The organism is Sorangium sp. So ce363, from assembly GCF_051520435.1.
Lineage (GTDB): Bacteria > Myxococcota_A > Polyangia > Polyangiales > Polyangiaceae > Sorangium > Sorangium cellulosum_B.
This window is the reverse complement of the sequence record NZ_CP150333.1, coordinates 8,863,456-8,877,249: the sequence shown is the minus strand read 5'-3', so window position 1 is coordinate 8,877,249 and position 13,794 is coordinate 8,863,456. Positions and strand designations below refer to the sequence as shown.

The 13,794-nt window shown below is 70.9% G+C and carries 11 protein-coding genes; 6 read left to right on the top strand and 5 right to left on the bottom strand.

Annotated features, from left to right (window positions below):
* Positions 1–70 precede the first annotated feature (70 nt).
* From WMF12_RS33420 to WMF12_RS33405, 4 genes are all read left to right on the top strand, one after another.
* Entirely contained in the window at positions 71–580 is a 510-nt protein-coding gene (locus tag WMF12_RS33420) for an OmpA family protein (protein WP_437851935.1), read from the top strand.
* 613 nt (positions 581–1,193) lie between these two features.
* Positions 1,194–1,970 carry a hypothetical protein gene (locus tag WMF12_RS33415; protein ID WP_437851933.1) on the top strand — a complete coding sequence of 259 codons (777 nt, stop codon included), beginning with the start codon at positions 1,194–1,196 and terminating at the stop codon, positions 1,968–1,970.
* Between the two features lie 218 nt (positions 1,971–2,188).
* Positions 2,189–3,160, top strand: a complete 972-nt coding sequence (locus WMF12_RS33410; RefSeq protein WP_437851930.1) for an aldo/keto reductase — start codon at positions 2,189–2,191, stop codon at positions 3,158–3,160.
* A gap of 378 nt (positions 3,161–3,538) precedes the next feature.
* On the top strand, positions 3,539–5,980 hold the full coding sequence (locus tag WMF12_RS33405; RefSeq protein WP_437740715.1) for a GH36-type glycosyl hydrolase domain-containing protein: 2,442 nt from the start codon (positions 3,539–3,541) through the stop codon (positions 5,978–5,980).
* A gap of 119 nt (positions 5,981–6,099) precedes the next feature.
* Here the strand turns inward: WMF12_RS33405 and WMF12_RS33400 are convergent, their stop codons facing one another.
* Positions 6,100–7,449, bottom strand: a complete 1,350-nt coding sequence (locus tag WMF12_RS33400) for an amidohydrolase family protein (protein WP_437851928.1) — start codon at positions 7,447–7,449, stop codon at positions 6,100–6,102.
* Positions 7,450–8,213: 764 nt separating this feature from the next.
* Here WMF12_RS33400 and WMF12_RS33395 point away from each other — a divergent pair.
* Positions 8,214–8,672, top strand: coding sequence for a hypothetical protein (locus tag WMF12_RS33395; protein ID WP_437851926.1), 459 nt, complete (start codon positions 8,214–8,216; stop codon positions 8,670–8,672).
* A 178-nt stretch (positions 8,673–8,850) separates the two neighbouring features.
* Here WMF12_RS33395 and WMF12_RS33390 read toward each other — a convergent pair whose 3' ends face one another.
* The 4 genes from WMF12_RS33390 to WMF12_RS33375 form a co-directional block, all read right to left on the bottom strand.
* On the bottom strand, positions 8,851–9,729 hold the full coding sequence (locus WMF12_RS33390) for a transglutaminase family protein (protein ID WP_437740712.1): 879 nt from the start codon (positions 9,727–9,729) through the stop codon (positions 8,851–8,853).
* Positions 9,730–9,894: 165 nt separating this feature from the next.
* On the bottom strand, positions 9,895–11,772 hold the full coding sequence (locus tag WMF12_RS33385; RefSeq protein ID WP_437851924.1) for an Hsp70 family protein: 1,878 nt from the start codon (positions 11,770–11,772) through the stop codon (positions 9,895–9,897).
* Positions 11,769–12,422 (bottom strand): DUF2760 domain-containing protein, encoded by a 654-nt coding sequence (locus WMF12_RS33380; RefSeq protein WP_437851922.1) that lies wholly within the window; start codon positions 12,420–12,422, stop codon positions 11,769–11,771. Before WMF12_RS33380 ends, WMF12_RS33385 begins: the two co-directional genes overlap by 4 nt.
* Before the next feature lie 101 nt (positions 12,423–12,523).
* Positions 12,524–13,135 (bottom strand): hypothetical protein, encoded by a 612-nt coding sequence (locus WMF12_RS33375; protein WP_437740709.1) that lies wholly within the window; start codon positions 13,133–13,135, stop codon positions 12,524–12,526.
* A gap of 390 nt (positions 13,136–13,525) precedes the next feature.
* Between WMF12_RS33375 and WMF12_RS33370 the strand changes: the two genes are divergently transcribed.
* Entirely contained in the window at positions 13,526–13,738 is a 213-nt protein-coding gene (locus WMF12_RS33370) for a twin-arginine translocase TatA/TatE family subunit (RefSeq protein WP_437543838.1), read from the top strand.
* Positions 13,739–13,794: the final 56 nt, after the last annotated feature.

The window sequence follows — 13,794 nt, the reverse complement described above, 5'->3', positions numbered from 1 at the left end:
GCGCCGGCTCGCGCGCGCCCGCGCATTTCTTCCGGTTCTTCCGGGCGATTCCCCGTGCTAGAGCCGCGAAATGCGAGCGAACCGAGCGATCTGGCTTGTGGTCCTGAGCGCCCTTGCGGCGGGGTGCGGGTCGGCGACGACCGAGATGTCGGTGGCGGCGAGCGCGGCGCCGCCGCCGCCTCCTCCTCCCGTGGCCGTCCAGCCGGCGGCGCCTGCCGAGGCGGTCATCGAGGGGGATCGCATCAAGATCGCCCGGCCGATCTTCTACGACCTCGACAAGGACGAGATCCGGCCGGAGTCGTTCTCGGTCCTCGACGCGGTGGCGAACATCCTGCGGACGCACCCGGAGATCACCGCGCTCACGGTCGAGGGCCACACGGACAACCAGGGCAGCGTGGAGCACAACATCAAGCTGTCCGAGCGCCGCGCGAACGCCGTCGTCCGCTACCTCGTCCAGCGCGGCGTCGCGACGCCGATGACGGCGCCGGGGTACGGCGCCGGCGCGCCGCTCTGCTTCACGAACGACGAGGGCTGCCGCGCCATGAACCGGCGCGTGGAGTTCCGCATCAAGTCGAAGTGACCGGCTGGCGGCCGATCGAGGCCGCCCGCTCGTCGCTCCAGGTCCGACACGCTCCTCCCCGCGCCAGCTCCCCCGGCCATCCGGGCATCGGAACAACAGGCCAGGTTAACACAGACCCTCATTCGAAATCGACTGATTTCGTCGACGTCAGCGCGTGTCGCGTATTTCGCGCCTTGTGCGGGGCAGCGGTCGCGAGGTTTGTTGCCGGGTTGTCGGGTTACTGCGCACTGCCCCGCTGGTTGTTGGTCACGTGGGTCACGTCGGTCACGTGGGTTACGTCGGTCACGTGGGTTCCCGCGTTGCGCCGGCCGCGTGGGTTGCCTCGGCTTCATTCGTTGCGCCCGTTACGCTCGTCGCCCGTCCTTCCGTCCTCGCGCAGCTCCCCCGCGCCGCGCTGCCCATCGCATCGCCGTGCGCCCCGCGAGGCGCACGGCGCGCGAGCGCGAGGATGCCTGTCCGTCTGTGCGCCTGTGGGACAAGCGACTCCCAAAGATGATTGTGTTGCAAATTTGTATTGAACGGCGCCTCTCGATCGTACTTAATACAGCACGGGAATCCGCGCGCTGAGTGCGACGCGCCAGTTCGAGCAACTCACTGCATTGCAAGGTGGATCATGGCGAGCGTTCGTCGTCGTGTGCTGGAGATCGCTTGTCTCGTCCTTCCGGGGCTCGCGTGGCTTTCGCCGCGCACCGCCGATGCGCATCACGCCGACCATCTCAGGTGGGCGGAGAGCCTCGTCGACAACATCAGCCCTGAGAACAACGAATACAACTCGAGCCCCAGCTTCATCAGCTGGGCCGGTGTGGCCGGCGCGCGGCGCTACGCGAACCGGACGCAGTGCGCCACCTTCCTGACGGAGCTGCTCAAGCGGGGCTACGGCTTCACCGAAGCGTCGCTCAACGACTGGCTGGGCAGCCGGAGCCCGAGCGCGGCCGCCTACTACGACGCCATCGTCGAGGAGAACGGATTCGAGAGGATCCACGACCCCAAGGACGCGCGCGCCGCCGACATCATCGCCATCCGCTACCCCGCAGGCGAGTCGTCGACCGGGCACGTCGCGATCCTCCGCCGGGCGCCGAGGGCGAAGCTCCCCGTCACACCCCTCGTCGCGGGCACATTCCAGTTCGAGGTGAGCGTGGTCGACTCGACGAGCACGCACCACGGCTCGTCCGACTCCAGGTACGCCTCGAGCGGCCGGGGGGCCTCCGGCGCCGGCTACGGGACGATGCGGCTCTACAGGAACACCTCGGACACCATCGTCGGGCACACCTGGAGCACGGCCGCCGTCACGGCCTATTACCCCACGACAGTGCGCCAGGTGGTGATTGGCAGGCTGGTGTTCGAGGACGACGATCGGTCGGACGACGACGACGCCGACGACCGGTGGTAGCGAGGGGCCGACGGCCACTTCCGCGTGCCCAAGGCTCGTCCCTGACGGTTGCCCCTCGCTCGGCTGCACGCTGAAGACGGCGTCCGCCCCCGGGCCGCGGCCTCGATGAGGAGAGCGGCGCACCCGCCGCCGCTCGCCCGAGCCGCGTGACTGCATGGATCCAGGCCTCGGTTTACGTGCGACCTGTCGGTTGGTAGAGTCCTCTCCAGGAGGGCCGTATGCGCGAGCCGAGCGAGACGGGAAGTGCCGACGGTGGCCGTCGTGACGTGCTGGGAGCGGTCGCCCCGACCGCAGCGGCCGCGGCGGTCGGGGCAGCCGGCCGCCCGTCGCCGGCGGCGCCTGCGGCCGGCGAAGCGCCGGCGCGCACGCTCGGGCGGACCGGCGCGCAGGTGGAGCCGGTGTCGCTCGGCGGCGAGGGGATCCTCCGGACGACCGGCCGTCACCGCGAGGCGGTGCCCGTGATCCTGGAGGCCCTGCGCCTCGGGGTCAGGTACTGCGACACCGCGCCTGCATACCAGCAGAGCCAGGACTACTACGGTGAGGCCTTCCGCGCCGCCGGCCCGAAGGCGCGCGAGCAGGTCTTCCTCGCCTCCAAGACCCACGCGCGCGATCGCGACGGCGCGCTGCGGCTGCTCGACGACAGCCTGCGTCGGCTCGGGACAGACCACCTCGATTCATGGCAGCTGCACGATCTGCGGGAGCTCGAGGAGCTCGACGCCATCTTCGGCAAGCGGGGCGCCATCGAGGCCGTGGAGCAGGCCAGGGCGGACGGCCGCGTGCGCCACGTCGGGATCACCGGCCACCACGACCCGCGGATCCTCCTGGAGGCGATGCGGCGTTATCCTGTGGATACCGTGCTCTGCGCGGTGAACCCCGCAGATCCGGCGCGGCTCCCGTTCCTTACGACCGTGGTCGAGGAGGCGCGGCGGCGCGGCGTCGGCGTCATCGGCATGAAGATCATGGCCGCGGGCCGCCTGCTCCAGGATCGCGCCGCGAGCGCGACCGAGCTCATCCGCTACGCGGCGAGCCACGCCGACACGGTGATCATCGGCTGCTCGTCGATCGCCGAGGTGCGCGAGAACCTGGGCGCGCGGTCCCTCTCCTTCCCGATGCCGCTCGCCGAGCGCGCCGCGCTGGAGGCGCGCGTCGCGCCGCGCGCCGGCCGTTACGACACGTTCAAGGCCGGTTGAAGCGGCGGATACGCGGCTCCGCGAGCGAGCGCGGCCCGCGGAGCTTCGATATGTAAAATTTTTCCTTCACTGCAATCCTGGGTTGTCTGCCGCACACGAGCCATGCGCCAACACGCGCCAACACGCGACAGAGCGCGACAGAGCGCGACGGAGCGCGACGGAGCGCGACAGAGTGCGACGGAGCGCGGCGTTCTTCCTGGCAAAACGCCGGCGAGCGCGCCCCCAGGCCCCGTTGACAAGCGGAGGCGCCGGGGTCTAGAGTGGCGGCCCTCTGAGCTCGCTCGGAGGCCCCAGGCCTGACAATCATCGGCTTATCCGACCCGGGGCAGCGCAGCCTCCGGGTTTTTTTCTGTCGCTATCCACGGAGACCGCGCGTCCATGAGCAATCAGTACGGCCACTTCGACGACGAGAGCCGCGAGTACGTCATCACCCGGCCCGACACGCCGCTGCCCTGGCTCAACTACCTGGGCTCGGACGAGATGTTCGGCCTCTGCACCAACACGGCGGGCGGCTACACGTTCTGGAAGGACGCCAAGCTACGCCGGCTCACGCGCTACCGGTACAACAACGTGCCCATGGACCTCGGCGGGCGCTACCTGTACGTGAACGACGGCGGGGTCGTGTGGAACCCCATGTGGAAGCCCCTCAAGACGGCCCTCGATCGCTACGAGTGCCGCCACGGCCTGGGCTACACGAAGATCACGGGCGAGAAGAACGGCGTCGAGGTGGAGGTGCTCTACTTCATCGTTCCCGGCGAGAACGTGGAGATCTGGCGCACCCGGGTCACCAACAAGAGCGGCTCGAAGAAGGACATCCAGCTCTTCTCCTATCAGGAGTTCTGCTTCTTCGAGGCGCTCAACGACATGACGAACTACCAGCGCACCTACTCCATCGGCGAGGTGGAGATCGAGGGGAGCGCCATCTACCACAAGACCGAGTTCCGCGAGCGCCGCTCCCATTACACGCTCTTCGCCTGCACGCGCGCCATCGACGGGTTCGACACGAGCCGTGACGCCTTCTGCGGCAGCGTCCACCACGGCCTCCACGAGGCCCAGGTGCCGGCCAAGGGGAAGGCCACGAACTCCAAGGCGTTCGGCTGGAACCCGATCGGCAGCCACCAGGTGAGCCTCTCGCTCGAGCCCGGCGCGAGCGAGACGATGAGCTTCGTGCTCTCGTACGTGGACCACGGGGACCTGCCCAAGTTCAAGGCGCCCTTCGTCCTGAACAAGCAGAAGGGCAAGGAGATCCTCGCCAAGTACTCGGCGCCGGGCGTCGTGGACGGCGCGTTCGCCCAGCTGAAGGCGGACTGGGCCGGGATCCTCTCGAACTTCCAGGCCGACTGCCCGGACGAGCACGCGAGTCGCATGCTCAACACCTGGAATCAGTACCAGTGCATGGCGACCTTCAACCTCTCTCGGTCGGCCAGCATGTACGAGACCGGCATCGGCCGGGGCATGGGCTTCCGCGACTCGAACCAGGATCTTCTGGGCTTCGTGCACCTCGTCCCCGAGCGCGCCCGCCAGCGCATCCTCGACATCGCCGCCACCCAGCTCAGCGATGGCACCTGCTACCACCAGTACCAGCCGCTGACGAAGAAGGGGAACGCCGACATCGGCGGCGACTTCTACGACGATCACCTGTGGCTGATCCTCTCCACGTGCGCGTACATCAAGGAGACCGGTGACAAGGGCATCCTCAAGGAGGCGGTGGGCTACGCCGACAAGCCGGGCTCCAAGGAGGACCTCCTTCACCACCTGGAGACGTCCATCGCCTACACGATGAAGAAGCGGGGCCCGCACGGCCTGCCGCTGATCGGCCACGCGGACTGGAACGACTGCCTCAACCTGAACTGTTTCAGCACCGAGCCCAACGAGAGCTTCCAGACCGCGGGCGACGTGAAGGACTCGAAGGCCGAGTCCGTGATGATCGCCGGCCTCTTCCTCTATGCCAGCCGCGAGATGGCCGCCCTGTACGACTGGATGGGCCAGAAGTCCGACGCCGCGCGCATGCGCGAGCAGTACGCCGAGATGCTGGCCGTGGTCGAGAAGGAGGCCTGGGACGGCGAGTGGTACCGCCGCGCCTACGACGCCGAGAGCCGGCCGGTCGGGAGCAAGGAGAACGAGGAGGGGAAGATCTTCATCGAGAGCCAGGGCTGGTGCGTCCTGGGCGGCGCCGGCGCGGACAACGGCCGCGCCAAGCAGGCGATGGAGAGCGTGCACAAGCACCTCTACACGAAGAACGGCATCGTTCTGCAGCAGCCCGCGTACTCGACCTATCACCTCGAGCTCGGCGAGGTCACCTCGTATCCGCCGGGCGTGAAGGAGAACGCGGGCATCTTCTGCCACAACAACACCTGGATCCACCTCGGCTGGTGTCTCCTGGGCGAAGGGGAGCGCGCGCTGGAGTACTATCTCTCCATCTGCCCCTCGGCCAAGGAGAGCCAGATCGAGACCTATCGCGCCGAGCCCTACGTCTATGCGCAGATGATCGCCGGCAAGGACGCCCCGGTCTTCGGTGAGGCCAAGAATGCCTGGCTCACCGGCACCGCGGCCTGGACGTTCGTGTCCGTCAGCCAGGGGATCCTCGGCGTGCAGCCCCAGTACGACGGCCTGAAGCTGGATCCCTGCGTGCCCAAGGCGTGGAAGAGCTTCTCGATCTCCCGCCGCTTCCGCGGCGCCACCTACGAGATCAGCGTCAAGAACTCGGGGGTGTGCAAGGGCGTGAAGAAGCTGACCGTGGACGGCAAGACCGTCGCGGGGAACGTGATTCCCCTGTCGCCGGCCGGCTCGACGGTGCGCGTCGAGATCGAGATGGGCTGAAGGCCCTCTGTCGGAGCGTGCCGCGCGATGGCGGCGGCGCGCTCCGCGTGCGCTCGTCCTGTCCGCGTGACTCGACGTAACGCGCGCGCCGAGCCTGCGGCGGCGAGCGCGCGTGCGGCTCACTCGGCCTCGGCTGGGCCGACCCACCTCCCGTTCAGCATCACCCGCTTCACGCGGCGCATCGCCCGGATGTCCGCGAGCGGGTCGCCTTCGATCAGGACGAGGTCGGCGAGCTTGCCCGGCTCGACGCTGCCGAGCCGGTCGTCGGCGCGGAAGTACCTGGCGTTCTCCAGCGTGCCAGCGACGAGGACCTCCATGGGCGAGAGGCCGCTCTCGACGAGCAGCTCCATCTCGTGCTGGTAGGCCCACCCTCGCTCGGCGCCCGGCGCCTTGCCGTGGGAGCCGACGACCACCCGCACCCCGGCGCGGCGCGCCGCGAGGGTGAGCTTCATCATGTTCTCGAAGCCGCGCACCTGGGTCTCCGTCGCGCCCGCGTCGCCGGCGCGGCGCTCGAAGATGGCGAGCGTCGGGGTGAGGAAGGTGCCCCGCGCCGCGAGCAGCCCGAGCAGCGCTCGGGTCCGCGGCGCGCCGAGGGAGATGCCGCGAAAGACGTCGAAGCGCCCCGGAAAGCGCGCGTCGTTGTCGGCGATCACCGACTGGCGGTAGCGCTCCGCCTCGCGCGGCGGCACGAGGGCCGTGCCGAGCGACGTGATGTGCTCGATGCCGTCGAGCCCGGCGCGGACCGCGGCCGCGGCGTCCACGGTCTCGAGGTGCGCGACGGCGATCACCCCGCGCGCGTGCGCGGCCTTGGCGACCTCCTCGACGAGCCCGAGGGGCAGGCGGAAATAGACCTTGATCGCCGACGCCCCGCGCTCGACCAGCTGATCGACGGCCCAGCGCGCCTCGGCCGCGTCGCGCACCAGCATCGCGCTCTCCGGATAGGCCGGATACGGCGCGTCGAGCAGCGGCCCCGCCAGGAAGAGCCGCGGCGTCGGGCCGAGCTTGCGCGCGGCGTCGTACGCCTCGATCCAGTTTCCCGGCTCGCGCAGCGAGGTGACGCCGCGCTGCAGGACGACGCCGGGCAGTCCGTCATCGCCGTCGAGGTGGAAGTGCGCGTCGATGAGGCCGGGCAGCACCCAGAGCCCCGCGCCGGGGACGACCTCCGCGCCGGCCGGGACGTCGGTGGCGCCGCGCGCGCCCGCGGCGACGATGCGGTCGCCGCGGACCACGACGACGGCGTCGCGCACGGGCGGCCCTCCCCGGCCGTCGATGAGCGTGGCCCCGACGATCGCCGCGCAGCGCGCTGCGTCCGGCCGCGCGACGGCGTTGATCTCCCGTGAGGGCGGGAGCTTCGGCTGCCCTTCCGGCGAGGGCCATTGCACGGTCGTGCTCGCGCAGGCGCACAGGCCCACGAGCGTTGCCGCCAGACACACGCGCAACACGCGCAACACGCGCAACCGAATGCTCATCGTGCCCTCCCCCGTGACGCGCGACGAGCCCCGCGCGTCGCCGTCGCTGCGCGGCGCGCGTGGGGCCGTATCGCTGGCGCCCGTCGTGCGCGATCGCAGCGCGAGGCCGGGCTCTGCGATCGCGCGCGACGCAGGCGCCGCGCCTCTGATCATAGCAGAGCCGTGCTCCAGGGCCGCTGTCACGAGCGCTTTCCAACTTCCACCTTCAAGTCGTCAAAGGCGCGCGCTCCCGGCGGCGTCCACCGCCATCTCCAGATTCGCGCGAGGCATCGAGATCGCGCAGCGCTGCGGGCAGCGCGCGGCGCGGGCTGCGGCGATCCCAGCGACGGCGCGGCGTTCCGTGGAGCACAAGGAGGCTCGGAACTCGCGACTTGCGGCATTCGCTGCGACGCTCGCCGCGAGCCCCCCGGCCACGGCGATGCGCGCGGTTCGCGACGCGCGATTTCGGTGTGGTTTCGTCCGGGCGTCGGAGTCGGGCGATCCCCGAGTCGAGGGCGCTGCTGGGCTCGTCCTCAGCGCGCATGCCATGGTGTTTGGGATCGCTCGACCGGGCGAGGCGCCGACAGCTGTTTTCGCGCGTCGCATGGAAGATAGTTGAGCGTCACAGCCTGGGTGGAGTAGTGTGCCGCCGCCGGCACGCGGGGGTTGTCGCGACCGGCGAGTCCCCTTGGGACTGACAGACGAAGCGACGATCGACGACGGGCGCTCGTTCGAGCGCGCCGGAGGACAACATGCGTAATATAAATCTTGTCAGCATGGGCTCGATGGCTCTCATCCTTGGCGCGACCGCGTTCTCCGCGGGTTGCGGGGACGACACCGAGACGACGGGCTCGGGCGGCGGGACCACCGCGAGCAGCTCGGCCGGCGAGGGCGGCGGCGGCGGCACGGGCGGCAGCGGCGAGGGCGGCAGCGGCGAGGGCGGCAGCGGCGAGGGCGGTGGCGGCGGCACGGGCGGCAGCGAGGAGTGTGTGACCTGCTCGGCGCCTCTCGTGGCCAACGCCGACCCGGCGGACCTCTGCGAGTCCTCGATCCCGAAATACGAGGCGGTCACGCAGTGTATCTGCGAGACGTGTGGCGCGGCGGAGGGTGACCCCTGCTTTGCCGCGTGCACAACGGACGAGATAGCAGACGAGGCGTGCGAGGCGTGCGGCACCGAGGCGGCCACCACCGCTGAGGGCGCGTGCATCGAGCAGGGCACCGCCTGTCTCCAGGACGGCCAGTGATCGCGACGCGCCGAGGTCTCGCGGATCCGTCCGAGCGACCTTCGGCGATTCACGCTGCGGCCGCAGGGAGGGGCGGGACGCCTGCCTCGCCCGCGGCCGCCGTTTCGCGCTCCCCCCTGTCGTTGTGGGCTCGGTGCGACAGGCGCCTGTCGTTGCGCGGGCGATCCCGCGGAGAGACCTAGTCGACCTCGCTCACCGTCACATCGACGTTCATTGTCTCGGCGGCGGCGGTGTAGAGCGTCCCCGCTGTCGGCGTTGCGTCCATGTAGTTGCGGCCGTAGCCGACCCGCACGTGGTCGAGGCTGGCCAGCACGCCGTTCGTGGGGTCGAACCCCTTCCAGCCGATGTTCGGGATGTAGAGCTGCACCCACGCGTGGGTCGCGTCGGAGCCGGCGCGGCTCGCGCCGACGTTGCCGGTATAGAGGTATCCGCACACGTAGCGCGCCGGAATGCCGAGGAGCCGCGCCATGCAGATGAACAGGTTCGCGAAATCCTGGCAGACCCCGCGCCGGTTCACGAAGACGTCATACGGGGTGGTCGCCAGGTTCGTCGAGCCCGGCACGTACTGGTATTCGCGGAAGAGCGTCAGGTTGATCGCGAAGAGCGTTTCCATCAGGTCCGCGTCGTTCTTCTCGACGAACGACATGGCGTAATCGAAGAGCGCCTGGATCTGGGTGTCGGGGAGCTCCGCCGGGCGCACGTACGGCGCGATGATCGCCTGCTCCCAGGGCATCCAGACGAGGGGGAACGCGGGCCGGATCTTCTTCTTCGCGAAGGCGAACGGATCGGCGTCGCAGAGCTCCACGATCGAGTCGGCCGAGATCGTGAGCGCGGTATACGGGGCGGTGATCTCGAAGCGTGTGACCCGGTTCCCGAAGACGTCCTCGAACTCCACGGTGGTCACGCCGGGATCGATCGTGAGCGTGTGCGAGAGCACCCGTTGATCCCGGTCGTGCACCGGGCAGAGATGCAGCTTGTGCACGCTGCGCTCCACCGGGCGATCGTAGGTATATCTCGTCGAATGGACGACGCGGAGCCTGCGAATCGTCGGTGCCATGTCGTGTCCTCGATGAGCGCGCTCCGGCTTGGCCTCGCGCTCGGCCCCTCTGCCTGCTGCATGCTGCGGCGCGCTACGAGGGTAACGCGCGCCGGCGCGCTCTGCTTCGGGACGGACGGCGGGTCGTGCCGCTTCAGGCTGCTCCGGACGCGGGCACCCCCGCGCTCACGCCTCGGCGCGCACCGACAGCTCGATCCGCCAGCGCTCGTTCGGCTTCTGCGCCTCGCGGGGGATCGCCTCCAGGAGCAGCGTCCCCACCTCGGTGACCGACGCGCGCAGCCGCACCGGCACCATGTCGCCCTCCCGGCGGCCCTCCGCGGGCAAGGTGACCTCGATCGGCGAGAGCTCCTCGAGCTCTCCGGGCTTCCAGCTCTCGAGCTCGGTCCCGGCCTGGTCATCCCGGCGCACCGACGAGCTGAAGAAGCGGAAGCGCACCGGCTCGCCGACCACCACGCCGAACTCCTGCGGCGGCAGCGTCGCCTCGGTGCCTTCCTCCATGCCGAACGGCGCGAGGCAGAGCGCCGTGATGGGCGGCTCCAGGCCGGGCACCGCGGGAACGGCCCCCTCGATGCCCACGTAGTAGGCCCGCGCTGTCCCGCCGCGGATCCGGAGCCCGCGGCCGCGCCGCGCGAGGCCGTAAGCGGCGGCGCCGCGCGCGACCGCGAGATCCAGGTCGTCGCTCGGGAGCACCCGCGGCCGGGGCGCGCCGTCCTGCTCGAGCCAGGCGCCGAGCGTCGCGACCAGCCGCTCGCGCAGCGCCGCGCTCTTCATGACGCCTCCGTTGAAGAGCACCGCCGTCGGGTGCAGGAGGAGCGGCGCGCGGCCGGGCTCGGCGTTCGCTCCTCCCTGCGGGGCGAAGCCCGGAAGCTTCGACGTCGCGCCGGCCTGTCGCCCCAGGAACGCGGCCAGGTGGCGGGTGATCGCCGGGTCCTGCGCGTACGGGAGGCCGAGCTGCGTCAGGCCGGCGCGCGCGCGGGTCGCGGGGCGCGCGGACGAGGGGACCTCAGGGAAGAACCCGTCCACGAGCGTCCGGGTGATCTCGTCGCGCGTGAGCTCGGTCCGGATCGCCGCCCCGAGCAGCTTCGAGCCGCGGCCGGCGATCGCGATCGGCGCCTCGCTGATCGACGGATCGCCGAGCAGCCGCTCCTTCGCGACGCGCGCGGCGTGGGTGAGCGACGTCATCTGCCAGCGATCGAGCTCCTTGCCCTCGGCGGCGAGCTTCGCCTTCACGACGTGCGCGAGCGCGAGGTCCATGTTGTCGCCGCCGAGCAGGATGTGGTCGCCGACCGCCACGCGGACGAGCTCGAGCGAGCCGTCGCGCGGGACCGCGGCGATCGCGGAGAAGTCGGTGGTCCCGCCGCCGACGTCGATCACGAGCAGCACGTCGCCCGGGTGGAGGTGCTTGCGCCACGCCTCGCCGGCCGCGTCGATCCAGGCGTACACGGCGGCCTGCGGCTCCTCGAGCAGGGTGAGGTCCTCGAACCCCGCGGCGCTCGCGGCCTCGACGGTGAGATCGCGCGCGGCGGCGTCGAACGACGCGGGCACCGTGATCACGATCTCCTGCTTCGCGAGGGCGAGCGCCGGATCGTCCTTCGCGAACAGGTGATCCCACGCCTCGGTGAGGTGCTCGAGGTACCGCCACGACGCCTCGACGGGCGAGATCTTCTCGATGTCCTCGGGCGCGCCGAGCGGGAGCGTCGATCCGCGCCGGTCGATGCCGGCGTGGCTGAGCCAGCTCTTCGCGCTGGAGATGAGGCGCGCCGGCGCGTCGACGCCGCGCGCGCGGGCGTGCTCGCCGACGGCGAAGCGCCGCTCGGCGTCCCAGGGCAGCGCCTGGGGGCCCTCGCTCTCGTGAGGGATGTACATGAAGGAGGGCAGGAGCGGGCGCGCCTCGAGCGTCCCCTGCGCCACGAGCTGCGGGGCCGCCATCACCTCGGGCGACGGCGTGAGCCGCGCGTCGGCTCCGTCCTCGGCCAGGCGCGCGTAGGCGAGCGCGCAGTGGGTGGTGCCGAGATCGATGCCGATGATGTAGCGCGCGCTCATAGCTCGACCTCCGCGGGGGTGATGATGCTGGCGTCGTGGCCGGCGACCGGCGTCGGCAGCGAGACGTCGTCGGCGCGCCAGCCCCGGTGGCGCAGCACCCCTCTGTAGGGCGCGGTCCCGGACACGTTGCCGATCAGCTTGATCTCGGAGGGGTTGTAGCCGGCCTCGAGCGTCACCTTCTCCCCCTCGTCCTCGCGCCGCACGGGCGCGAGCTTCGCGTGGCTGCGCAGCGCCTTGCGGCAGCCCTCGTGGACCATCCTCGCCGCCACGCCGACGTCCGCGTCGCCGAACGAGGCGATGTCCTGCTCGAGGAAGTCGACGAGCCGCCCCTCGCGCTGGAGCAGCGAGAGCAGCTGGAGCGCCGAGCTCACCGCGGGCGCGGCGTGCGGCGCGGGGGCGGCGACCGGCGCGGGGGCGGGCTCGCTCGCCGCAGCCGCGGCGGCCTCGGGGGCCGCGGGCGCGCCGCCTGCGCGATCTCGCTCGAGCCGTCGCGGCTCAGCGCGCTCGGCCGGCGGCAGGGCGGCGACCGCCGCGCGCGCCTGCCAGGCCCGCGCGGCGAACTGGGAATCGAACAGCACGCGGAAGAAGCACGCGAAGGCGAACCAGAGCCGCGTGGACCAGGGGAGCGGAGGATCGTGGAGGTCGGCCACGGCGAGAGCCTAACGCCGAGCGTAGGGATCGGCACAGAGACCGGCGCGCGGGGCAGGGGGGCGCCTGCCCTGCGCCGCCGCCCGGGGCGACCCCGGGCCCCTCAGAAGGTCGCCCGGAGGACGGGGACGCGGACCTCGTGCCCCTGCGCCACGCCGAACTTGAACATCTCGTCCTGCGAGTAGAGCGGCTTGAACGAGAGCGCGGGCACGCCGAGCGCGACCCGGCGCGGCGTGATGTCGACGAGGCCGAGCCGGGGCTCTTCCCAGCGGGCCCGCCGGAGGATCTGCGCGGCGTCCGTCGTGAGCTGGACGTTGATCCCCGGCTGAGGGGGCTCCGCGGCCGGCTCGTTGCGGATCGGCTCGCTCTGGTCGGACTCGGGGGGCTTGTACGCGGTGGCGTTCAGGGTGACGACGAGGGTCGGGATGACCAGCGCCATGCCGCCGGCGAGCATGTAGAGCGGCACCTCCGCGGGCGGATCCGCCGCCTCGACGAAGTAGCCGGCGACGCCGCCGCCCACCGCGCCGAGCCCGCCGAACACGAGGTACGGCCAGGCGCGCTCGACCCCGATCGCCCCCATGGTCAGCATCACGACCTCGCCGCCGAGCAGCGCGCCGCCGACGATCCCCTTGCCGTCGACGCTCACCGTGTCGCCCTCGCTCGCCTCCTGAGCGCTCGCGCGCCCGGCGGCGCCGGCGAGCACCGCCGCTGCCACCGACGCTCCTGCCAGACAATGCGCTGCCTTTCGATTCAAGCGGTTCATCGGCATCGTGTTTTCCCCGTGTCGACTGTCGCGAAGCCTGCGAGGGCTCAAGCCATGGATCACCGCCGGCCTCATCCGAGGCTGGCGTCCGGGCCGGCCGGCTGGCGATCCCGTTTGGGCCGTCGAGCCGTTCTTGATTTGTGAACCGCTGGCGGAGTGAGCGGGTGCACACGCGCCTCGTCTCTCCTCCAGCGAAGCCGGTGCGCGAGCCTAGCACGGGTCTCAGCGCTTCGAACCGCTGCATTGCCGGTGCGGAGGATGGGTGGTATGGGTCGACGCAAACCGGGCCGTGGCCCGCCGACCTGCCGCCGAGCGCGCGGCAGCCTTCAAGGGATCAACGCTATGGGCCGCATCGGACCGCTCGAAATCGCTCTCCTCATCGGCCTCGCCTTGCTCCTCTTCGGCGCCGGGAGGATCGCTGACATCGGGAAGGGGATCGGCGAGGGCATCCGGAATTTCAAGAAGGGGATCCGCGACGACGAGGACGAGGATCCCGCCAAGCAGCTGCCGGCGAAGCCCGAAGAGAAGCAAGAAGACACGCAGAAGCCCGTGTAGCGCCCGCGCTGGAACGCGGCGCTCGGGGGCGATCGGGGCGATCGCGCGCTGACGTC